At 72.7% G+C, this 21,433-nt stretch carries 17 protein-coding genes; 5 read left to right on the forward strand and 12 right to left on the reverse strand.

What is annotated here, in order from left to right:
• Window positions 1-34: 34 nt before the first annotated feature.
• Window positions 35-490 (reverse strand): hypothetical protein, encoded by a 456-nt coding sequence (locus HNR08_RS07905; protein WP_146838847.1) that lies wholly within the window; start codon window positions 488-490, stop codon window positions 35-37.
• Between the two features lie 221 nt (window positions 491-711).
• On the opposite strand from HNR08_RS07905, the gene HNR08_RS07910 reads away from it, so the two are divergent.
• The gene (locus HNR08_RS07910) at window positions 712-1,668 is read left to right on the forward strand and encodes a glycosyltransferase family 2 protein (protein WP_146838849.1); all 957 of its coding nucleotides are present in this window, start codon (window positions 712-714) and stop codon (window positions 1,666-1,668) included.
• A 1-nt stretch (window position 1,669) separates the two neighbouring features.
• On the opposite strand, the gene HNR08_RS07915 is transcribed toward HNR08_RS07910, so the two are convergent.
• From HNR08_RS07915 to HNR08_RS07930, 4 genes are all read right to left on the reverse strand, one after another.
• On the reverse strand, window positions 1,670-3,178 hold the full coding sequence (locus tag HNR08_RS07915) for a glycoside hydrolase family 36 protein (protein WP_146838851.1): 1,509 nt from the start codon (window positions 3,176-3,178) through the stop codon (window positions 1,670-1,672).
• 62 nt (window positions 3,179-3,240) lie between these two features.
• Window positions 3,241-4,581, reverse strand: coding sequence for an ABC transporter substrate-binding protein (locus tag HNR08_RS07920; protein WP_146838853.1), 1,341 nt, complete (start codon window positions 4,579-4,581; stop codon window positions 3,241-3,243).
• A 55-nt stretch (window positions 4,582-4,636) separates the two neighbouring features.
• On the reverse strand, window positions 4,637-5,557 hold the full coding sequence (locus HNR08_RS07925) for a carbohydrate ABC transporter permease (RefSeq protein ID WP_146838855.1): 921 nt from the start codon (window positions 5,555-5,557) through the stop codon (window positions 4,637-4,639).
• Complete coding sequence (locus tag HNR08_RS07930) at window positions 5,554-6,507, reverse strand: carbohydrate ABC transporter permease (protein WP_146838857.1); 954 nt, start codon at window positions 6,505-6,507, stop codon at window positions 5,554-5,556. Before HNR08_RS07930 ends, HNR08_RS07925 begins: the two co-directional genes overlap by 4 nt.
• A gap of 193 nt (window positions 6,508-6,700) precedes the next feature.
• Here HNR08_RS07930 and HNR08_RS07935 point away from each other — a divergent pair, with 193 nt between their 5' ends.
• Complete coding sequence (locus HNR08_RS07935) at window positions 6,701-7,843, forward strand: ROK family transcriptional regulator (RefSeq protein ID WP_186812774.1); 1,143 nt, start codon at window positions 6,701-6,703, stop codon at window positions 7,841-7,843.
• A 26-nt stretch (window positions 7,844-7,869) separates the two neighbouring features.
• On the opposite strand, the gene HNR08_RS07940 is transcribed toward HNR08_RS07935, so the two are convergent.
• Complete coding sequence (locus HNR08_RS07940; protein ID WP_146838861.1) at window positions 7,870-8,796, reverse strand: aldose 1-epimerase family protein; 927 nt, start codon at window positions 8,794-8,796, stop codon at window positions 7,870-7,872.
• A 64-nt stretch (window positions 8,797-8,860) separates the two neighbouring features.
• On the reverse strand, window positions 8,861-11,872 hold the full coding sequence (locus HNR08_RS07945) for a tetratricopeptide repeat protein (protein WP_146838862.1): 3,012 nt from the start codon (window positions 11,870-11,872) through the stop codon (window positions 8,861-8,863).
• A gap of 197 nt (window positions 11,873-12,069) precedes the next feature.
• Between HNR08_RS07945 and HNR08_RS07950 the strand changes: the two genes are divergently transcribed.
• Window positions 12,070-12,960 carry an AraC family transcriptional regulator gene (locus HNR08_RS07950; protein ID WP_210737225.1) on the forward strand — a complete coding sequence of 297 codons (891 nt, stop codon included), beginning with the start codon at window positions 12,070-12,072 and terminating at the stop codon, window positions 12,958-12,960.
• A 50-nt stretch (window positions 12,961-13,010) separates the two neighbouring features.
• On the opposite strand, the gene HNR08_RS07955 is transcribed toward HNR08_RS07950, so the two are convergent.
• From HNR08_RS07955 to HNR08_RS07965, 3 genes are all read right to left on the reverse strand, one after another.
• Window positions 13,011-14,048 (reverse strand): ABC transporter permease, encoded by a 1,038-nt coding sequence (locus HNR08_RS07955; protein WP_146838864.1) that lies wholly within the window; start codon window positions 14,046-14,048, stop codon window positions 13,011-13,013.
• Entirely contained in the window at window positions 14,045-15,574 is a 1,530-nt protein-coding gene (locus HNR08_RS07960; protein WP_146838866.1) for a sugar ABC transporter ATP-binding protein, read from the reverse strand. The genes HNR08_RS07955 and HNR08_RS07960 overlap by 4 nt, the downstream gene beginning before the upstream one ends.
• 87 nt (window positions 15,575-15,661) lie before the next feature.
• Window positions 15,662-16,699 (reverse strand): substrate-binding domain-containing protein, encoded by a 1,038-nt coding sequence (locus tag HNR08_RS07965; protein ID WP_146838868.1) that lies wholly within the window; start codon window positions 16,697-16,699, stop codon window positions 15,662-15,664.
• A 373-nt stretch (window positions 16,700-17,072) separates the two neighbouring features.
• Here HNR08_RS07965 and HNR08_RS07970 point away from each other — a divergent pair, with 373 nt between their 5' ends.
• Complete coding sequence (locus HNR08_RS07970) at window positions 17,073-17,240, forward strand: hypothetical protein (RefSeq protein WP_168431560.1); 168 nt, start codon at window positions 17,073-17,075, stop codon at window positions 17,238-17,240.
• Window positions 17,241-17,382: 142 nt separating this feature from the next.
• On the opposite strand, the gene HNR08_RS07975 is transcribed toward HNR08_RS07970, so the two are convergent.
• Window positions 17,383-18,288 (reverse strand): AbiTii domain-containing protein, encoded by a 906-nt coding sequence (locus HNR08_RS07975; RefSeq protein WP_146838870.1) that lies wholly within the window; start codon window positions 18,286-18,288, stop codon window positions 17,383-17,385.
• Window positions 18,289-18,420: 132 nt separating this feature from the next.
• Here HNR08_RS07975 and HNR08_RS07980 point away from each other — a divergent pair, with 132 nt between their 5' ends.
• Entirely contained in the window at window positions 18,421-19,932 is a 1,512-nt protein-coding gene (locus tag HNR08_RS07980) for an SEC-C domain-containing protein (RefSeq protein ID WP_183834930.1), read from the forward strand.
• 47 nt (window positions 19,933-19,979) lie between these two features.
• Here the strand turns inward: HNR08_RS07980 and HNR08_RS07985 are convergent, their stop codons facing one another.
• Complete coding sequence (locus HNR08_RS07985) at window positions 19,980-21,308, reverse strand: nucleotide-binding protein (RefSeq protein ID WP_183834932.1); 1,329 nt, start codon at window positions 21,306-21,308, stop codon at window positions 19,980-19,982.
• Window positions 21,309-21,433: the final 125 nt, after the last annotated feature.

Raw genomic sequence — 21,433 nt, forward strand, 5'->3', positions numbered from 1 at the left:
CTCTTCGTCGTCGTCCTGCCGAACCGCCCGCCGGTCAGCCCGTGGCGAGCCCGCCGAGGCTGCCGCCGCCACCGATCTTGCGGGACAACGGCGACGAGCGCAGGTCGCCGCCGCGGTCCAGGTGGTCGGCCTGGGCGCGCAGCAGGCCCACGACGCCCTCGACGTCCCGCGGCCCGCGGCGTGCCAGGTCGTCGGCCAGCGCGCGGAGCGTCGGTGCCGGCTGGCAGGCCTCGTGCTGCCGCGTGAGAACCAGCAGCGGGACCGCGGCGCGGCGCCAGCCGTTGAACCGCTCGAGCGCCAGGTCGACGCCGTCGCGGCGGCTGCCGAGCATGAGGTAGGCGCGGCGCTCGGCCGCGACCGGGCGGATCCGCCACGACGTCCGGGCCGGCGACAGCACGCCCGTCGCCGGGTCGTACGTGCCGGCGACCTCGCCGCGGGCGCCGGGGTCGAGGCGGAGGAGCGCCAGGGGGGCGCCGGTGCTGCTGGGCACGTCCGTCCTTCCGTCGGGGGTCGGCGGCTCGGGCCGCCGCGGGTCACGGTAACCGGCGGGTACGACGTCCCGCAGCGGGGCCACGCCGGTGTCCCGCGGACCCCTCCGCGCGCCATCTGCGCCCACGTGTCCTACGATTCCGGACAAATCGCCGCATACCGGGCCAGGCAGGGGCGGGCAGGCGGCGGACAACCCCAGCGTCGGAGCGAGAGGTTCCCGCCATGCCCCGTGCCCGAACCACGCACGTCCCGCAGCTGTCGGTCGGCGTGCCCGTGTACAACGGCGCCCTGTTCCTCGAGGAGGCCCTGACCGCGCTCCGCGACCAGGACCTCGAGGACATCGAGGTCGTCGTGTCGGACAACGGCTCGACCGACGCGAGCCCCAAGATCGCGCAGAAGTTCGCCGACGCCGATCCGCGGTTCCGGCTGGTGCGCTCCGCGGTGAACCAGGGCGTGGCGCGGAACTTCAACCGCACGCTGGCGCTCGCCCGCGCCCCGCTGTTCATGTGGCACGCCGCGGACGACCGCGTGGGTCCGGGCCACCTCGCCGCCTGCCGGGACGCCCTCGCCGCCCATCCCCGGTCCGACATCGCGTTCCCGCTGGTCACGCTCATCGACGCGGCGGGCGACCCGGTCGGCCGGATGGACGACGAGGGGCTGACCTTCACCGGCCTCTCGCCGTCGGCGCGCGTCGACGTGCTGCTGCGCCGGTCGGTGTACCAGTCGATCGCGTGGGGCGGCGTGCACCGCACGGAGCGGCTGCGCGCGCTCGGCGGCCACCCGCGGTTCTTCGGCGGGGACATCGTGCTGGCCATCCGGTCCGCGCTGCGCGGCGAGTGGGTCGTGATCCCGGAGCAGCACTTCTTCTGCCGCCGGCACGACAACCAGAACAGCAAGGCCGTCGGCGCCGACCCGACCGTGCAGGTCCGCAGCTACGACCCGTCGTTCCGCCGGCCGGTCGCGTTCCCGCAGTGGTACCTGACGTTCCGGATGCTCACCGAGGCGGCCTCGGCGCCCGTCCCCGCGGTCGAGCGCGTGCGGGCGACGGGCGCCGTGGTCCGCCGGTGGGTGGTCCCCGAGTGGCGGATGCTGCCCTACGACGTGAAGCGGAACCTGATCCGGCTGCGCACCGGGACGTACCGGGGCGCGTTCTCGTCCTCGTCGGGCTACTGGGTCTGAGTCAGAGCGGGTAGTGCCCCGCCTCGCCCTCGACGGCCGGCCGGAAGTCCACCAGCCGGTCCCCGACCCGCCACCGGTACCGGTCGACCTGCTCGGTCGCCGGGTCCTCGGCGAGGAACGCGCGCAGGGCGTCCAGGTCCGCGGGCTCGACCCACTCGGGCGGGTCGGACACCGCCTTGAAGCCCGAGAGCGTCGCGCAGTCCCGCAGCCACTGCATCTGCTCGTCCCCGAGCAGGTTCCGCCGCCGCCGGAAGTACGCCGCGTCCGGGTCCAGGCCGATCAGCCCGCGCAGCCACAGCCGGTGCACCGCGTTCGTGAGGGCGTTCCGGGCGGTGGCGTCGGACGGGTCGTCGGTGGCGTAGTTGTCCCACATCGGCGCGACGTCAGGGCCGGTGCGCACCGCGTTCAGCACGCCCAGGGAGGGGAACACCGGCGCGCCCGAGCCGAGCAGGTACGCGTCGGGCCCGGCGGCCTCCCGGACGGTCTCGACCGCCAGCCGGTAGGCGGCCTCGCGGTCGACGTCGGCGCCGCGCGCCCCCGCCACTGCGCCGGCGTTGACGAAGTCGAGCTTGAGGTACGTGAAGCCCCAGTCGTGCACCGCCCGGCCGATGGTCTCGGCCAGCAGCTCCCGGGCGTCCGCCCGGGTGAAGTCGAACGTCCAGTACGGGCTGCCCCAGTTCGTGCCCGCCGCCACCGGGGCGCCGTCGGCGTCCCGCAGCAGCATCGCCGCGTGCCGCTGCGCGGTGCGCGACGACGGCAGGGCGATGAACGGGGCGATCCACAGCCCGGGCCGCATCCCGCGGTCGCGGATCGACGCCGCGGTGTCCGCCATCCCCGCCGCGAACTTCCCGTTGGGGTGCCAGTCCCCGACGACCTCCTCCCACCCGTCGTCGAGCTGCACGGTGTCGAAGCCCAGCGCGGGCAGCTGCGGCACGATCCGGTCGAGGTCCGCGCGGGACACCGTCTCGTACAGGGAGTACCAGGAGGACCACACCGTGCCGGGGTGCGCGGGCAGCACGCCCCAGCGGTCCGCGAGCAGGTCGCGGTACCGCGCGAACACGTCGCGCTCGGGGCCGACGAGCAGCACCCACAGCGCCTCCCGGCCGGTCTCGGTCCAGGCCGCGAGCACGTCCCGGTCGGCGTGCAGCCGCGGGGTCTCGCCCTCCAGGCAGCCGAGCAGCAGCACGTCGGCCCCGCGGTCGACGGCGATCAGCCAGGAGGAGTGGTGCCGCGCCGGGTCGTCCCACGACGCGTCGTCGGCCGTCTGCCGGCGCACGGGGTTCGCCACCCGCAGCGGCGCGTCGGACATCCGGCGCCACCCGGTCGGCGACCAGGAGTTCTGGCCGTGCCGGTACACGGTGCCGTCGCCGGCGCCGTGCAGCAGCGACACGCGCGCTGACCGCAGGAACGTCTCCTCGACGTCGCCGGCGGGCCGGGCCCAGTCCGGGCGGACCGGGTCGGCGGCACCGGGCGGGTGCAGCGGGAGAGCGGTCGGCGTGCTGACAACCATGCGGGTCCTCCTCAAGGGCGGCGGGGGCGGCGCGCACGGCACCGCCCCCGCCGGGTGGGGGCTTACTGGAACAGGGCCTCGACGGCGTCGTTCGCCTCGGTCAGCCGCTGCTGCGGGTCGGCGCCCTGCGCGATCGCCTGCATCGCGTCCTGGACGGCCGTGTTCACCTCCGCGGCGCGGTTGAAGGCCGGGAGCATGAACGTCTCGCCGTCGTCCGCCACGGACACGAAGGCGGTGGAGTCGATGCCGGCCTCCTCGCGCGCCGCCATGGCCGCGTCCGTGCCGGAGCTGCGCGCCGGGAAGATCAGGCCGGCGCTGCCGACCGCGTCCTGGCACTCGGCGGAGGCCAGGTACTCGACCCAGCGGTACGCCTCGTCGGGATGCTTCGTGCCCGACCAGATCACGTCCGACAGGCCGTTCGTGGCGGCCGTGCGACCCTCGGGGCCCTCCGGCACCGGCGCGAACGCGAGGTCGACCGTGGCGTCCGGGCCGACGTACGTGGACGCCATCCAGGACCCGGCGATCGTCGACGCCGCGGTCCCGCTGGTCATGACGGCCTCGGTGCCGAGGGTGGACTGCGAGTCGAACGCCGGCATGTAGCCGCCGTCGATCATCTGCTGGATCCACGTCATGGTCTCGACCAGCGGCGCCGAGTCGAAGTTGAACGTCGTCGGGGCGACGTCCTCGTCGCTGTACGTGAAGCCGTTCGAGTGCGCGAAGTTGCCCCAGCCGTTCTGGCCCGTCGCCCCGTCGCCCCACTCGGGGTAGTAGCCGTACCGGACGACGCTGCCCTTGTCGAAGGCCGGGTCCAGCCCGGTGCGGCCCGCGGAGTCCAGCGTCAGGGCCTTGACGAACTCCCCGAACGTGCCGCCGTCCTGCGGGTTCCAGGTCAGCGCGGCCACGTCCCCGGCGGAGTACCCCGCGGCCTCGGCCGCCGGCACGTCGTACAGGTACGCGACGGTGTCCCAGTCCTTCGGCAGGCCGTAGCGCTTGCCCTCGTACACCCAGCGGTCCGCGAGGCCCTCCTTGAAGTCGGCGAAGTCGATGTCCGACGCCTCGACCCGGTCCGTGAGGTCGAGCAGCTGGTTCGTCTCGACGAACTGCAGGAAGTACGAGATCTGGTTGGTGAACACGTCGGGCGCGGTGCCCGCCGTGATCTGCGTGCTGAGGTTCTGCCAGTACTGCGCCCACCCGGTCTGCGTGAGCTTCACGGTGATCTCGGGGTTCGCCTCGTGGAACGCGTCGGCGCAGCCCTGGTACAGCGGCAGCTGCGTGTCGTCCCAGAGCCAGTAGTCGAGCGTGACCTCGCCGCCGGCGGCGTCGTCGCCGCCCGCGGAGGAGCACGCGCTCAGCGCCAGCACCGATGCTGTCGCCAGGAGCGCGACGGCGGTGGTCCTCTTCATGGGTCTTCCTCTCGTGTGGGAACTGCGGGCGAGCGGGCGTGCGGGAGCCGGACGGCTACTTGCCGCCCGAGAAGTTGAGGGACTGCACGAGCTGCTTCCCCAGGAACACGAGGATCAGCAGCACGGGGATGACGGAGAGCGTCGAGCCGGCCATCAGACCCGTCCAGTCCGGCGACGTGTTCGGCGACTGCTGCTGGAACACGCCCAGCGCGACGGTGAGCACGCGGGTGCCCTCGGAGTTCCCCGCGACCAGCGGCCACAGGTAGTCCTTCCACATCCCCACGAGCGTGATCAGCATCATCGTGGCGATCGGCCCGCGGCTCATCGGCAGCGCGATCCGCCAGAACCGGCCCAGCGCGCCGACGCCGTCGATCATCGCGGCCTCCTCCACCTCCCGCGGCAGGGACAGGAAGAACTGCCGGAGGAAGAAGATCGCGAAGGGGCTGGTGAGGATGGCCGGGGCCACCAGGCCGACCATGGTGTTGAGCAGACCGGCCTGGCGCATCAGCGCGAAGTTCGGCAGCAGCGTGAAGATCCCCGGGATCATGAGGCCGGCCAGGATCACCGCGAACAGCGCGTCCCGGCCGCGGAACCGCAGCCGCGCGAGGGCGTAGGCGGCGGCCGCGCAGGACAGGGTCTGGAGCACGGCGACCGACCCGGCGTACAGGACCGAGTTCACGGTGTACCGGGCGAAGTCGATCGTCGCGCCCGTGCCACCCGCGGCGACGGCCTCCTCGATGCTGGTCAGGCCCAGCACGCGCTGGAAGTTGATCAGCGTGGGGTCGGTCGGCCACAGGCGGCTCGCGTCCCCGATCAGGCCGGCGGCCGGGGTGAGCGCGGTGCGGACCATCCAGTAGAACGGGAACACCGTGGCCAGGACGACGGCGCCGACGACGACCCAGGCGGCGGCGCGGCCGGGGCGGACGGCCCGGCGGCGGCCGGCACGGGCGGGGCGCGGCGCTGCGGGCGCGGTCATGACAGGTCCGATCGGTTCGCGCGCATGAGACGCATCTGGGCGAAGGTGAGGGCGCCGAGGATCACGACGAGGATCAGCGAGACCGCCGAGGCGTAGCCCATCCGGTAGAACGCGAAGGCCTGCTGGTAGATGTAGTAGTAGATGACCCGGACCTCGGGGATCGGGTTGTTCCCGTAGCCGACCTGCACCAGGTCGAACACCTGGAACGAGCCGATCAGCGAGACCACGACCACCAGCGCGAGCACCGGGCGGATCAGCGGCAGCGTGATCCGGGCGAACATCCGGGTCTCCCCCGCGCCGTCCAGCGCGCCGGCCTCGTAGAGCTCGCCGGGGACCTGCAGCATCCCGGCGTACAGCAGCAGCGCGGTGTACCCGAGGCCGGACCAGACGGAGATCGCGACGACGATCCACAGCGCGGCGCCCGAGTTGTAGAACGTCACGCCGTGGATGCCGATCGAGTCGAGCAGGTTCTTGAGGAACCCGACGTTCGCGTCGAGCAGCCAGCCCCAGATCAGCGCGATGGCCACGTTCGGCACCAGCCAGGGCAGCAGGAGCAGCGAGCGCACCCAGGTCCGCAGCTGGAGCCGCTGCATCAGGGCGGCGAGCACGAGCGCCAGCACCATGACGACGACGATGTTCACGACGGCGAACACGGCCGTGATCCGCAGCGACGCCCACACCTGCGGGTCGTCCAGCACCTCGCGGAAGTTGTCGGCGCCGACGAAGGACGGCTCGTTCAGCAGGTTGAAGTCCGTCACCGAGTACCAGGCGCCCCGGACGGTCGGGTACAGGTAGAACACCGCGAACCCCAGCAGCGCCGGCAGCAGCAGCACCGCGGCGGCCCACGCCTCCCTGCGCCGGACCCGCGACCGGGACGCGCCGGCGCCGGGCGGCGGGTCGTCGCTGATCGGCCGGCGCGCCTGCGCGTCGACCGCGGTCACTCTCGACATCGAGAACCTCCCTGGTGGGCCGTCTGACGTCCTTCCGGGCTGCGGCCAGGGGTTAGGCAAGCAGTGCTGTAGGGTTCTGTCAAGGACGTTGCAGAACCCGCGCACCCGGAGTGACCGCGAACCACCCCGGGACGCGCGCGTGCTGCCGTACATTCACGACGGACGAGCAGGGGCGGGAGGCGACGACGCGGTGGTGGCGCGCGAGAGCGGGGTGCGGGAGCTCAACCTCCTGCGGACCTTCCGGGAGATCCGCGCGGGCGACGGCGCGACCACGGCCGGGCTCAGCCGCGCGACCGGCCTGTCCCGGCCCAGCGTGAACTCCCTGGTCACCGAGCTGGTCGACCTCGGCTGGGTGGACGTCGTCGAGCCCGTGCCCGACGGCCTCGGCGGCCGCCCGCCGCAGCGCTTCCGGTACCGGGCCGACGCCGGCCACCTCGCCGGCCTCGACATCGGGGTGCACCGGGTCACCGCCGTGGTGTCCGACCTGGCCGGCACCGTCCTCGCCGGCCGGGAGCTCGAGGTGGACGCCGCGGCGCCCCCCGCCGCCCGCCTCGCGCGGGTGGACGAGGTGCTGCGGGACGCGCTCGACGCCGCGGGTCTCGCCCCCGAGCAGATGTGGGGGGTCGCCGCCGCCGTCACCGGCCCGGTCGACTCCACGGGCCGCACGTCGCTGTTCAGCCCCCTGCCCGGGTGGACCGAGGTCGACCTCGTGGCGCACCTCAAGGGGACCTTCGCCTGCCCCGTCCGCGTCGAGAACGACGTGAAGCTCGCGCTCCTGGCCGAGAGCGAGTGGGGCGTCGCCCGGGGCGCGCGCGACGTCGTCTACATCCTCGCCGGCCTGCGCACCGGCGCCGCCGCCCTGGTCAACGGCCGCCTCGTCATCGGCCACGCCGGCGCCGCGGGCGAGATCGGCGCGCTGCCCGCGGTCCGCTGGCTGCGCGCCGTCGACCGCCTCGAGCACGCGCCCGGCATGCCGGAGTCCGCGCAGGGCAGCGGGTTCGCCGCGTGGACGTTCGAGCGCGCCCGCCGGGGCGACGCCGAGGCCCGCAAGCGCGTGCGGAAGTACGCCCGCGACGTCGCCACCGGCGCGTCCGCCCTCGTGCTGACCCTCGACCCCGAGCTGCTCGTCCTCGGCGGCGGCAGCACCCCGTGGGCCGACCTGTGGGTGCCCGAGCTCGGCGCCGCCGTCGGCCGCAGCGTCATCCGGATGCCCGAGGTGCGGGTGTCCAGCATGGGCAGCGACCACGTCGCACGCGGCGCGGTCCGGCTCGCGATGGCCCAGGTGGAGGCGGACTACTTCACGACGCGGGTGCGGGCGGCCCGGCAGCCGGGCTGACCTGACCCCGCACCGCCCGGCGCGGGTCAGACGTGGACGGCACGGATGGTCCATCCGGCGGACACGGACGCGCCGGGCGCCAGCACGGTGAGGTCCCGACCCGAGCGCAGGGCGTCCGGCGGGCAGGTCATCGGCTCCACGGCCAGGCCCGCGCGCCTGCCGGGTCCGTCCTCCCGATCGGCGGAGTACAGCTGCAGCCAGCGGCAGCCGGCGTCGCTCGCGAGCTCCACCCCGCGGCCCCCGGGGCTCGTCAGGCGCGTCCGCACCAGGCCGTCCGCACCGGGACGCAGGGCCGTGTACGCATGGTTCAGCACGGTCTCCCCGATCCGCCGCGGGCGACGGAAGTCCAGCGCCCCGCCGTCGTGCTCGGCCACCGCGACGTCACGGACCGGGAGCCCGCGCGGGTCGGCGAGCAGCACGGACTCCGCAGGGAGCTCGAGGGTCCAGTCGTCGACCGCGCCTCCCGCGGCCGCGACGAGGTACGGGTGCCCGCCGAGGCCGCAGGGCGCGGCGGTCGGGCTCTCGTTCGTGGCGGTGACACGCTGGGTGAGGCCGTCGGCGCCGAGCGCGTGCTCGACGTCGAGCCGCACGCGCCACGGGTAGCCGGACCGCGGCTGGACCGTCCCGGCCAGCACCACCCGCGCGCTGCCGGCCTCCACCAGCCGGAAGTCGACCCACGCGGCGAGGCCGTGCAGGGCGGTGCCGGACGCGGGCTCGTCGACGGGGAGCTGGTGCGTGCGCCCGGCGAACTGGTACCGGGCGTCACCGACCCGGTTCGGCCACGGGGCCAGCACTGCGCCCCGCATGCCCGGACGCACCTCGTCCTCGTCGAACGGGAGCACGAGGTCGCGGTCGTCGTGGCGCAGCGACCGCAGCGTGGCGCCGACGCTCGCCACGCCGGCCTCGTACCCGTGCGCGCGGATGACGATCTGGTCCCCCGACAGCGGCCTCATGGTCGGTCGGTGCCCGTCGTGGTACCGGCGGCCGGCGCGGGCGCGACGTCCCGCGGGACGGTGGTCACTCCTCGGACTCCTCGCGGGCGAACAGGAGCAGGTCGGGCAGGCTCGTGGCGAAGTAGTCCGTCACGCCGTCCTCACGGACGGCGGCCGGCGGAACGTAGTGCGCCCGCGCCTCGCCGAGCGTCGCCGGGGGGTCCGCCAGCGGCAGGCCCAGCGCCGTGAGCGTCGCGTCCCACGCCCCGACCGCACGTCCCTCGCCGCCCTCCCACGGGTGGAACGGCCGCGTCACGAGGATCTCGTACGCGCGCTCGGCGCGTCCCGCGTCGACCAGCAGCCCGACGTACTCGATGGTCAGGTCGTCGCGCGTGAGCACGAGCTCCTCGACCGGCGCGAGCCGCGCCAGGCGGTCCGCGGCGCTGTGCCCGAGACGCACCGCGAGCTGGTCCTGCTCGTAGCGCAGGCGGGCGTCGTCCGGCGCGAGCACGACGGCCTGCTCGTACCGCCGCCACGCCCGCCGGTCGTCGTGCGCGACGTTGTACGCGCCCAGGGCGGCGTCGCGGAGCAGCACCGGGTCGTCCAGACCTCCCTCGATCGCCTCCTCCCAGCAGTCCAGCGCCTCCGAGCGCCGACCGTGCGCGTACAGCAGCGTGCCCAGCAGGTACCGCGCGACGGCGTCCTGCGGGTCGGCGGCCACTGCCCGGTGCAGGACGTCGTGCGCGTCCAGGCCGTGCGGGAACGCCCAGGTCGTGTCGGTCACCCGCGCACGCAGGCGCCGCTGGGCGGCCTCGCCCCGCCGGCCGAGGTCGTCGAGCACCGCGGCAGTGGTGTACAGCGCGAGGGGCCGGACGTTCCCGGCCGGGGTGACGGGCGCGGCCGCGGCACGGTCCAGGAGCACCACGGCGTCGGCAAGGGCACCCGCACGGCGCAGATCCGCCGCGACGTCGAGCAGGATGCCCGGGTCCGTCGGGACGTCGTGCCCGGCGAGCGCGCGCAGGGTGGCGTCGAGCGGGTCCACGCGCAGCGCCTCGTCCAGCAGCGCCTCCGCTCGCCCCGCGTCCCCGTGCCGCCGCAGGACGACGGCGCGCAGCGCCGTCCGGCGGGTGTCGTGACCGACGACGCCGTCGAGGGAGTCGAGCACGCGCAGCGCCGCGCGGTTCTGCCCGCGGGCCGCGAGCGACCGGGCGAGCTCCAGGCCCGCGGCGGCCGCCCACGTGGCGTCCCACCCGGCCTTCCCGAACGCCTGCTCCGCCTCCGCGGTCCGCCCGAGACGCGCGAGCGCGAGGCCGGTCAGGTAGAACGCCTCCGCGTCGAGCGGGTTCGCGTTGCGCCGGGTGAGCCGCCGCAACGCCGTCCGGGCGAGCTCGAGCGCGCGGTCGTAGCGGCCCGCCCGGTAGGCCCGGTCGGCCAGCGCGAGGTTGGTGCGCACCTCCCCGGGGTCGCGGCGCAGCGCCTCGCGCCAGTACGGCAGCGGCGACCTCGTCGGGTGCCGGTATTGGCTCAGGTGCAGACCGGTGAGGTACAGCTCCTCGACGGTGCCGACGGCCTCGGGCAGCGGCGGCTCCTCGGCGACCCACGGCTCCTCGTCGTCGACCGCCGTGGGCGTCCACCGCACCAGCAGCCGGCCGGTGGCGTCGACCAGCTCGGCCGCGAGGTCCTCGCCGGGGCGGGTGTCGGTGGCGAGCTCCGCCACCTCGCCCGGGACGAGGTCGACGGTACGGCTCGCGAGCACGGCGTCGCCCTGCACGAGGCGCAGCGTCGCCCCGGCGCGGGCCGACGTCACCGCGAACCGCGCCGTGACCGGCCCCTCCCGGTCGACGTGCACGGCGGCGTCCGGGGTGGCCTGGTGCGCGGCCCCGATGCCCGGGATCGGGTACCAGTACTGGGAGAAGACCTTCGTCTCGCCGGGGAGCAGCCAGGTGAAGTCGGGCTGGTTGTCGGTGTACACGCCCGCCATCAGCTCCACGTACGGGCCGTCCGCGTCGGTGAGCTGGGCGTCCCACGCGTGACCGAACGGCGCGTTCCCCCACGTCCACTGCTTCTTGCCGGGCGAGACCCGTCGCTCGGCCCAGTGCACGAAGCCTGCGCCGGCGGCGTGGTCGTAGCCCCCGAAGAAGTCCTGCTGGGAGTCGACGATCATGTACGACGTCGGGACCGGGATGTTCCGGTAGAAGTCGATCCGGTCCGCCCCGGGGTCCTGCGCGGCCAGCGCCGCGTAGTCGACGCCGTAGTACGGGCGGTCGGCGTGCGGGAACGACGTGAGAGCGCGCCGGGCGTGGTCCGCGACGTAGCGCACGTCCTCCGGGAAGAACGACTGGTAGTCGTCGTTCACCCGGGCGGCCACGTTGGCCCACCACAGGAACGTCTGCCGCTCGCTGGTCCGGTTGTGCAGCCGGACGACGAGCTCCACCACGGAGCTCTCCGGGCGCAGCCGGACGCCGTGCTGCGCCGACATCCGCGCGAACGGGTCGTGGTCGTGGCACCAGACCGTCACCGACCCGTCCTCGCCCCGCTCGACCGTGGTCTCGACGGGGAGGTACGTGGCGGGCCGGTGGTGCTGGGGCCAGTTGAATTCCACGCCCCCGCTGATCCACGGACCGCCGAGCCCGACCAGCGCGGGCTTGATGACGTTGTTCCGGTAGAAGAAGTCGTAGCCCGTGGTCTTGTCGTACCCGATGTGGATGCGGCCGCCGAGCTCCGGCAGGACGACGAGCCGCACGTACGCGTTCTCCAGGTGGATCGCCCTCCAGGACCGCGGGTGCCCCTCGTCCTCGACGTGCTCGACGAACGGCAGCGGGTAGACCGCGCCGCTCGACCCCTGGTAGACGCGCCGGTCGAGGTACATCGGGTACCGGCTCGGGGTCCCCGCCTCGTAGGTCCGGATCGTCAGCGGCTCGCTCCACGCCACGGCACCGCCGGCCGCCAGCACCACCGCCTCGTCGGCGGGCGCATCGGGCAGCGTGATCGTCGCGTGCGGGTGGCTCGTGGTCTCGGCCGGGCTGGGCTCCCGGACTGCCACGGGCTCCTGCGCGGCGTTCGTCGCGGCGGGCTCGGTGCGCTCGTCGGTGGACATCGCCGACCTCCTCGTTGTGCGGCGGCGCTCCTGTGCGCCGGCTGCCTCGACCGTAGGGGCGCGACCAGCGGGGGGTACATGGGCTGAGCGACGGAGATCATGGAGGAACCGCCGATGCGAGCCGGGCCGGCCGCCCGGCGCGGCACGGCGATCCGACTCGCCTTGACGCACGAGCGCGCCGGCACTTGGATCCGGGTATGGATGAACCAGCGCTCGTCACCGCGGACTCGAGACGCGAGGGCTTCGCCGGCCAGCGGATGTTCGTCGTCGCCCGCCCCGTCGCCCGCGCGGCACTGGCGCGGCCGGTCACGGGCCGCCTCGTGGTCACCGACGCGGGGTGCTTCCCCCACGCGGCCCGGCACGGCCGGGCCCGTCCCGCGGGTGCGGCGCAGCACGTCCTGCTGGTCTGCACGGAGGGCTCCGGGTGGTGCCGGACCCCGGACGGCCGGGAGCCGGTCCAGCGCGGGGACGCAGTGCTGCTGCCCGCCGGCGTCGAGCACGAGTACGCGGCCTCCGACGAGGACCCGTGGACCCTGTGGTGGTTCCACTTCGCGGGATCCGACGCGGCGGAGCTCGCCGTCACCGCCCGGGCCGCCGCCGGGGGCCCGGTCACGCACCTGCGGGACGCCGCGCCGGTCGCGAGCCTCGTCTCGCAGATCCTGGACGAGCTGGACACCGGCACAGCCGGCGGCCTCACGCGGGCGACCGGGACCGCCTGGAACGCGCTGACCGAGATCATCGCCACGGGCCGGCGCTCCCCGGGGCCGACCCTCGGGCCGGTGGAGCGCGCGGTGGAGCACCTGCGGGCGACGACCCCTCGGCGGACGTCCGTCACCGCCCTGGCCGCCATGGTCGGGCTCGGGACGTCCCAGTTCGGGACGCTCTTCCGCGAGCACGTGGGGGTGTCGCCTCTGCGGTACCAGACCGACCTGCGGATGGCCCGTGCCCGCGAGCTGCTCGACACCACCACCCTGTCGGTCACGGCTGTCGCCGGAGCCTGCGGCTACGACGACCCTCTGTACTTCTCGCGGCAGTTCGCGAGCACCCAGGGCCAGTCCCCCCGCGCCTTCCGCCGGCGCGCGACGTGAGACGGCCCGGCCCGGCCCGCGGGGCTCGGGCCGGGCCGGCGGCCTCGGCGTCACTTGGGCAGGCCCACCCGGCGCTCGCCGTTCCGGAGCTGCTGGATGACGACGGCCGCCACGAGCAGCGTGCCCTGGGCGACGTTCTGCCAGAAGACGTTCACCCCGAGCAGGCTCATGCCGTTGAGCAGCACGCCGAGCAGGATTACCGCGAGGATCGTCCCGCCGATCGAGCCCTTGCCGCCGCGGAGCGCGACGCCGCCGAGCGCGGCCGCCGTGATCGACTGGAACTCCAGCCCCTCGGACCCGGACACCGGCTGGCCCGATCCGGTGCGCGCGGTGATGAGCACGCCCGCGAGAGCGGCGACCACGCCGGCGAGGACGAACACGCCGAGGATGTACCGGTTGATGTCGATGCCGGAGAGCCGGGCGGCGGTGTCGTTCCCGCCCACCGCGTAGATGTTCCGCCCGAAGCGCGAGTACCGCAGCATGACGTGGATCGCGACGGCCACGAGCGCCAGCACCCAGACCAGCGTGGGGATGCCCAGCAGCGAGCCGCGGGCCAGGAAGATGAACACCGGGTCGGCGCCGGTGTACCCCTGGGCACGCCCGTCGGACACGAGCTGGGCGACGCCCTTGTACGCGATGAGCCCCGCGAGCGTGGCGATCATCGGCGTGACGCGCCCGAACACGACGATGCAGGCGTTGAGCAGACCGCACACAGCGCCCACGGCCAGCGCCCCGGCGATGCTGACCGCGGCCCCGCCGGTCGTCGTGAAGAGCATCGCCGACGTCACCGACGCCAACCCGGCCACGGACCCGACCGACAGGTCGATGCCGCCGAGGATGATCACGACCGTCTGCACCAGCGCCAGCAGGCCCGAGATGGTGACGGCCATGCCGATCGTCTTGAGGTTCGAGGTCAGGAAGAACGCGGAGTTCTGCGAGCCGATGACGGCCACCAGGATCGCGATGGCGAGGATCAGCGAGAGGTTCTGCACGCCGATCGCCAGCACCGCGCGACGCAGCGGGTGGGCGACCGGCCGGGCGGTGGCGGCGGAGGACGCGGCGGGCGCGGTCGTGGGGGCGGCGTTCATCGGGTGTGCTCCTCGGAGGCGGTGTGGTCGGCGATGGCGAGGGTGAGGATCCGCTCCTCGGTGGCGTCCTCGCGGGTCAGCTCGCCGGCGACCCGCCCGTCGCGCATCACGACGACGCGGTCGGCCAGGCCGAGGACCTCGGGCAGCTCGGACGAGACGACCAGGACCGCGGCACCCTCGGCCACGAGCTGGTCGATGATCGTGTAGATCTCGGACTTCGCGCCGACGTCGACCCCGCGGGTCGGCTCGTCGAGCACGAGGATGTCGGTGCGGCGCGCGAGCCACCGGGCCAGCACCACCTTCTGCTGGTTGCCGCCCGACAGGTTCTGGACGCGCTGCTCGAGCGACGGCGTCCGCACGCGGAGCTGCTGCACGTAACGCTCCGCGAGCGCGCGCTCCTGACGCGCCCGGACGAAGCCGAACCGGCTCAGGCGGTCCAGGACGGCCAGGGCGATGTTGTCCCGGACCGTGCGGACCATCACGAGCGCGTCCGCCTTGCGCTCCTCGGGGGCCAGCCCGATGCCCGCGGCGATCGCGTCGGCGGGTGACCGGAAGGTCCGGCGCGTCCCGTGCACCAGCACCTGCCCGGACCGCACCGGCCGGTCACCGGCGATCGCGAGGGCCAGCTCGCTGCGTCCCGCGCCCACCAGGCCCGCCAGCGCGACGACCTCCCCCCGGCGCAGCGTGAGCGAGACGTCGCCGACGTCGTCGGTGGTGACGTGCCGCAGCTCGAGCGCCACGTCCCCGGGCGTCACCCGGGTCCGGTGGAACATGCTGGACAGGTCGCGGCCCACCATCATCCGCACGATCTCCCCCACGGTCGTGTCGCCGACCTCGCGGGTGCCGACCAGGCGACCGTCGCGCAGCACGGTCACCGAGTCGGCGATCTGGAAGATCTCGTTCATGCGGTGCGACACGTAGGCGATCGCCTTCCCCGCCGCCCGCAGCTCGCCGATCAGGCGGAACAGCACCTCGGTCTCGGCGTCGGACAGCGAGGACGTGGGTTCGTCGAAGCAGATGACGCGGGGGTCGTCGACCAGCGCGCGCACGATCTCGACCATCTGCCGCTGCGCAGGCGACAGCGCGTCGCCGCGCAGCCGCGGGTCGAGGTAGCGCAGCAGCCCGAACCGCTCGAGGTCGCCGGTGGCGCGCTGCTGCAGCGTCCGCTGGTCGACGAACCCGGCCCGGCCGGGCAGGGCCCCGAGGTAGATGTTCTCGGCGACGCTGACGAAGGGCACGATCTCCGGCTCCTGGGCGATCACGCGCACCCCGGCGGCGCGGGAGGCGAGCGGCCCGGAGAACGCGACGGGCTCACCGCCGATCTCGATCGTGCCGGCATCGGGCTGGTAGTCGCCGGTGAGGATCTTCAGCAGCGTGGACTTGCCCGCGCCGTTCTCCCCCATCAGCGCGGTCACGTGCCCGGCGCGGAGGTCCAGGTCCACGCCCTGGAGCGCCTGCACCCCGGCGAAGCCCTTCGCGATGCCGCGCGCGGCGAGGCTCGCGCTGGCCGTCGTCAGTGTGGTCATGGATGTTCCGTCCGCTCGGAGGGGGTACGAGGTGGCGCCGCGGTGGGGTGCGGGCTCGCCGACGACGATCCCGCACCCCCCGGCCGGTCACGTGCAGACGACGCCCTCGGCCTCCCAGTTGGACGCGTCGACCATGTGCGTGTCCGCGATGGTCTCCGGCGGGAGCACGACGCCGTCGCGGATCTGCGCCACCATCGCGTCCACTGCGGCGGCGCCCACGTCGCGACCGGAGATGAACAGCGCGGCCTTGTTGCCCGTCTCCTGGCCCGCCGACCAGTCCTTGCAGGTCAGGTACGCGCCGAGGCCGACGCCGATGATGTTGTCCGGCGAGATGCCGGCGTTCTGCAGGGCCGTCACCACGCCGGTCTCTGTCTCGTCGTTGCACCCCACCACGACCCAGTTGTCGACGTCCTGGTTCGCGGTGATGACCGCGCCGGCACGGTTCATCGCGTCGGTCGCCGAGTTGTCGTTGCCCAGCTCGATGACCTCGGGCATCGGGTCCACCGCGGCGCCGAACGACTCCGTCGCGCCGTCCAGGCGCTGCACGCATACCGAGAGGTCCATCTTGCCGGTGGCGATGATCCGGGTCGCGCCGGCGTCCCAGCCGGCGTCGGTGTAGAGCTCCGCGGCCTTCTCACCCACCGAGTTGCCCATCGCCGTGCCGTTGAACCCCACGAACGGGGCCGGTGCGCCGTCCGCGTCCTCCAGCGAGTCGTCCGACGCCAGCAGCGGGATCCCGGCGGCCTCCGCCTTCTCGATGACCTGCGGGCCGATCGCCTGGTCGGGCGCGACCATGATGATGCCGTCCACACCGCGCGCGATCGCGGCGTCGAGCTCGGAGATGGCCTTGTTCGAGTCGGTCCCGAGGTTGACCACCGTCACCGTCACGTCACCGAGCTCGGCCGCGGCCGCCTTGGCCCCGTCGGCCTGGTCGACGAAGTACTGCTGGTCGCCCTGCTTCTGCAGGTACACGATCTCGATCGGGCCGCCGTCGGAACCGCCGCCGGCTGCCTGCGCCGCGCCGCCCCCCTGCTCCTGGCCGGAGCTGCACGCGGCCAGCGCCAGCACCAGGCCGACGGCGCCGACCGCCGCGCGGGCCCGCGCCTTGTCCGTGGATGTCTTCATCGTCATCGCCTTGTCTGTCGTGGTGCGGGTCGGCCTGCTCGGCCGGTGAGCCTGCTCGGACGACGCCGGTCCCCTCCGCGGATCGCCCCCGGTCCCCGCGTGCCCCGCTCGTCGTCGAGCACGGAGGGAACCTAACGCCACGCGGACGACGGGCAGCAGGGGTGTTCGGACGGACTTCATGGACGAATCGGCGATCGAGCCGCACCCGCGTGCCTCCGGTCCCCCCGCTCCGGCCACGCACGACCCGAAGACTCCCCCGTTGCAGGCGCCTTCGTCCGCACGCGGCTCCTGAGCACGACCACGGCTGCTGCCGACGCCGAAGCCCAGCGCCGCGCCCTCAACCGCCTGCGCCGCCCGCGGCCAGCTCAACGCCGTGACCGACGCCGTCGACAACGGGGCGCCCGCCCGGTGGTGCGACGGGCACGCCGACTCCCCGCCCGCCGTGCTGTTCGGCCGCGGCCTGCTGCAGCTCCTGCTCACGGCGCGGCTCCGGCGAGGGCCGTGCCCGGAGGCGGCGAACCCCCGGCCAGAGGACCTCTGACCGGGGGTGACCTGCTGCTCGGGCTGTTCTGACGAACACACCCACTGTGGCTTGTTCGGCCAACTCTCCGACCAGGCGGTATGTCTTGCCTGGTCAGGTGCCATGTACAGACCGAAGGTGTGCTTGTGTACAGGCTGGGCGGCTAGCCCGTGAATCCGGCGACGAGATCGAGGAGTCCAGTGGCCGCGACGTTCGCGGCCACATCTCCAGCGAGTGCGATCGCACCGACGCGTACACGCTCGACGAACGTCTTGGTGTGCTCCCCGGCGACACCGCCGTCTGCTTCGACGGCGGCACCGAACTCGGTCGCGTGCTCGGTGCTCAGGCCAAGCTCGCGGGCGGCACGAACCAGGTCAGCGAGGTCGCTCTTCTTCACGGTGGAGCGTTGCCGCGATCGATCGCCAGTGGCGATGTTCGCGCCGTCGCCGTTGACGGTGATGTTGAAGTTCTGGACGACGGAACCGAGCTGGCGGTCCTCGACAGTCGGCCCTCCTGGTTCGCCGGCGTCTGGCGCGACATCTTCGAGGGCCAGCGCGAGATCCAGGACTCGCGTACGGATCTTGTCGAGCGTTCCGGTGAGCATCGTGCGCGGCACCACGAGCCACGCCTCCGAGAGCACGAGCATCTCGATCCGAGCGCCGCCTTCTCCGTTGCGTGAGCGCCGGTCGTACTCGTTCACCTGGTGCGGTTCCCACCTGAGCACGGGGTCGCTGTCGCCAGCGCTGAGCCGTTCGAGCTCGGCGACAGGCTCGCGAAACTCTGCCGTGAACATCGTGAGGAAGTCCTCGGCGATGCCCGCGGGTGACACCTGGCCAGGGACGCTGAAGCCGCCCGGGCCAGACCAGGTGCCACGAGCCGGCAGCGACCGCCGAGCGCGGTACTCCGGAAGGTCCTCATCGGGTCCGTAGCCGTTGAGCTCGTTGGTCGCCCATCGGGCGAGCGTGTTGTCACCAATCCTGGCGGCAAGGATCTTGACCTGACGGATGACGTCGGAGAGCGAGCGCGATCCATCGGCTGCTTGGTCGATCAGGGTTGCGAGTCGTGACATCGGCATCTCCCCGTCTTGATGATGTGCCGATCGTAGATGCCCCCGTCCGCGTACTCGCGGTCCGCGGGAATTCGATCGACCTTGCGTCAGAAGTTGACTGCCTGTCCCGGGCGTGACGGATACCGTGCCTGTGTGGACCCACTCGCTCCGTTTGGACGTCAGGAACCGTGCTGGTGCGGTTCAGGCAAGACGTACCGGCTGTGCCACAAGCGTTGGGCGACCCCGCAGTCCCAGCCAGGCGATCCGACGCCGCCCGACCCCGAAGACGCGATCTTCCTGAGCCCACGGGTGAGCCTCGCCAGAGGCGCCCTGTCGAACGCCATGCCAGCCGGCACCCCGATCACGATGCCCGCGGCGCCATCCGAGCCCCGGCCGTCTCCCCTGAGTTACGTCGAGCACGCCATCGCGACGTTCCCGACGGAAGAGCCCGCTTTGTCGGTCCGAGACCTCGGGCGACTGCGCGTCGACCTGCTGCACCGACTGTCTCGCCTGCCCGACAACACAGACGAAGTCCAGCTAGAACTGCGTGAGGGCGTCGCACAAGCGGCGCTACTCGCCTGGCAGACCGTGGGAACCCTCGCTTTGACCCCCGCGACGCTTCTGTGGAACGAGGAACTCGACCCCGCCACCTTCATCGGTCGGACGATCCTGCTCGCCGACCACGTCCTCACACCCGACAGGATCCTCGCGGCCGCTTCCCACCGCACCACGAACGCCGCCCTGCGTCACCTCGCCCGCACCGAGCTGCGCCGCGAAGGTCTGATTCGAACTGGCCGCGTCATATCGGTGCCGTCCGGCCCAGCACTGGCCACCGGAGGCGACGCCGCCTACGAAGCCGCCCGCCTCGACCTCACCAACGCTGAGCTGACGGACTTCATCCGAGACCAGCTCGTCATCGAGGGTCCGACCGCGCGAGAAGCACTGTTCGTGAACGCAAAGGACGACTTCGAGCACGAACCACACATGTGGCTCTACGCGCACTTCGTGCCCGGCAGCGTCGACGAGGACGGCCACTTCCAGACACGGATGCTCGGACACTTCGACCCTCAGCACGACTACCAACCGTGGATCGCACAGACCATCGACGACGCCGTTCGCGCCTACGTGCAGCGCACCGCTGATCGGCTCGTCGTTGCCGACCTCGTCGGAGCCGAGTACGTAGCGGCCTCGCCGTTCGAAGCCCGGCTGCTGCGCCGACGAAACCCAACCTTCACGCCAGGTCCCGCTTCTGCGGGCGTCTGGGCAGATGTTCCCGTCCTGCGCAGCCTCGAATCGAAAGACCTAGTGAAGATTCTCAACGAGGATGAGGCCGTGCACGACCTGCGAGGGAGGGTGCAGCTGGCAGTCAAGAGCGCGAGCGACCTGGCAGGACAGGCCAAAGCCATCCAGGAACTAACTGACGAGCTCGATCACTCGTCCGCGATCCTGGATCGCAAGTTGCGCACCGAGCGCGCCTACTCCGCGATCACTCCGGCTGCCCTTGGAACGGCAGGTCTCGTCATCGGCGCCGCTGGCGGTGTGCCTGGATTCGCGGGCGCCGCGATCGGCGCTGTCGCCGGGATCGTCCCGTGGATCGGCGCCCGCAGAAACGCCCGCCGTGACGCGGCGTACTTGTTCGTCACCGCGCGGCGTCGGAAGCGCTGACTCCGTCGTCGCGCTAGTCGTTCGCCCCCGATTGTCTGACGGTAGCGTCAGGGTCGACTGTTCGACATCAGCACGGCCAGCAGGGAAACCAGATCGGCGGGCGGTTCGAAGTAACCCCAGTTGGTGGTGGAGTTGCCGAACGCGCTAGTGATCGCATTGTTGATCGCTTGGTCATCCAGCAAGTCAACCGGAACGGCCTGAGACACCGCGATTGGACTCACCTTGGAGCGCTGGCCGAGCAGGTTGAGATCGATGTACTCCTCCAGCGAGTCGCGGGTGCCAGCCCCGCGCATCGCACCCCGCCCTTGCGCGTGCAACTCCAAGACGCCCTCGTCGGGTAGCGGACCCGGCAGGTCTCTTGCGAGCCACTGCGGCAGGTCGCGGGTCGCGTGTCGGGCAAGCGCCGCCAGGCTGCGCAGCACCAGATGCAAGGGCAGCGGGGCGCCCGGGACGGACAGGCTGACGTCGGCGACGAACCGCAGCGACGGTTCCCCGTCGAGCAGTGCTACCGCGGCACGCACGGACGCCTCGGGGGCGGCGCCTACCGCTCGTGCGAGGTCCTGGTGAGCGACGAAGCACGTGTCGTTCGTTGCCACTGCGTCGAGCCACGATGGTTGGGTTCCGCCTACCCCGCCGTTCGAGGCGTAGTAGTCGTGCCAAACGTCCAGCAGGGAAGTCGGAGTGAGCGCCGGGAATGCCCTCGGGTCGGCGAGTCGCCCGGGAACCCCGGTGGGGGACGTCGGGCGCCAGACCGCGCGCAGGTGCACGCTCGTACGGTTCTGGTTCGCGTGCGCGAAGCGCCCCGGGCGCGAGCCGGCGAACATCTGGTCTAGCCCGTGACGCGGGAACGGCTGCGCCTCGAGGGCGGAAGGGGCGCTGGCGACGACTGGAATCGGCGCGCGCGCGGGTCTGGGCCCGAGACGTGCCATGGTCTTCTTCGCGGACATGGCCGGCCTGGCCATAGCCGCGGTGACGTTGGCGTCGTCCCGGAGTGTGTAGTTCGGCAGCCGATTGAGTCCGAGTAGGTCGCTGGGGAGCTTCAGTCGATCTACCCCATTCGGGCAGAGCAGGAAGACGCGACGCACTCCGAGCGCTCCCATGAACAGGCCAGTCTCGAACAGCACGTTGTCGCGCGGAGCGGGGGTGATCTGTCCCCTGGCCTCGACAAGGTCGTCGGGTGTCACGAGCAGCACGGCGAAGTCGCTCGACTCAGCCTGCTCGACCAACGCTTCCATCGCGTACAGCCCGGGAGTGAACACGTCCTGATCCCACACGGTCGCTTCGCACTCGAAGACGCCCTCGAGGGCGATCTGGAAGTGCCGCGCTACGTCGAGTGCTTCCGTCGACGATCCGATGAAGACGGCAGGCTTGGTCACGACGACTCTCTTCACTGAGTGATTGGCGGACAGCGCACTGGGGTGAGCGCGGCGGTCCTGTGAGCGTTCGCGCGATTAGCAACTTTATCCACGGTGGATAAAGTTGCTAAGAACCTTAACTTGCC

Origin of the sequence: Cellulomonas hominis (assembly GCF_014201095.1) — a bacterium.
In the GTDB taxonomy this organism is placed as follows: Bacteria; Actinomycetota; Actinomycetes; order Actinomycetales; family Cellulomonadaceae; genus Cellulomonas; species Cellulomonas hominis.

Excerpts from the sequence above, each read along its gene's own strand:
- HNR08_RS07945 (WP_146838862.1), bottom strand. The coding sequence starts at position 11,872 with ATGTCCACCGACGAGCGCACCGAGCCCGCCGCGACGAACGCCGCGCAG.
- HNR08_RS07915 (WP_146838851.1), bottom strand. The coding sequence starts at position 3,178 with ATGGTTGTCAGCACGCCGACCGCTCTCCCGCTGCACCCGCCCGGTGCC.
- HNR08_RS07975 (WP_146838870.1), bottom strand. The coding sequence starts at position 18,288 with ATGTCACGACTCGCAACCCTGATCGACCAAGCAGCCGATGGATCGCGC.
- HNR08_RS07955 (WP_146838864.1), bottom strand. The coding sequence starts at position 14,048 with ATGAACGCCGCCCCCACGACCGCGCCCGCCGCGTCCTCCGCCGCCACC.
- HNR08_RS07910 (WP_146838849.1), top strand. The coding sequence starts at position 712 with ATGCCCCGTGCCCGAACCACGCACGTCCCGCAGCTGTCGGTCGGCGTG.
- HNR08_RS07925 (WP_146838855.1), bottom strand. The coding sequence starts at position 5,557 with ATGACCGCGCCCGCAGCGCCGCGCCCCGCCCGTGCCGGCCGCCGCCGG.
- HNR08_RS07920 (WP_146838853.1), bottom strand. The coding sequence starts at position 4,581 with ATGAAGAGGACCACCGCCGTCGCGCTCCTGGCGACAGCATCGGTGCTG.
- HNR08_RS07965 (WP_146838868.1), bottom strand. The coding sequence starts at position 16,699 with ATGAAGACATCCACGGACAAGGCGCGGGCCCGCGCGGCGGTCGGCGCC.
- HNR08_RS07940 (WP_146838861.1), bottom strand. The coding sequence starts at position 8,796 with ATGAGGCCGCTGTCGGGGGACCAGATCGTCATCCGCGCGCACGGGTAC.
- HNR08_RS07950 (WP_210737225.1), top strand. The coding sequence starts at position 12,070 with ATGGATGAACCAGCGCTCGTCACCGCGGACTCGAGACGCGAGGGCTTC.
- HNR08_RS07960 (WP_146838866.1), bottom strand. The coding sequence starts at position 15,574 with ATGACCACACTGACGACGGCCAGCGCGAGCCTCGCCGCGCGCGGCATC.
- HNR08_RS07930 (WP_146838857.1), bottom strand. The coding sequence starts at position 6,507 with ATGTCGAGAGTGACCGCGGTCGACGCGCAGGCGCGCCGGCCGATCAGC.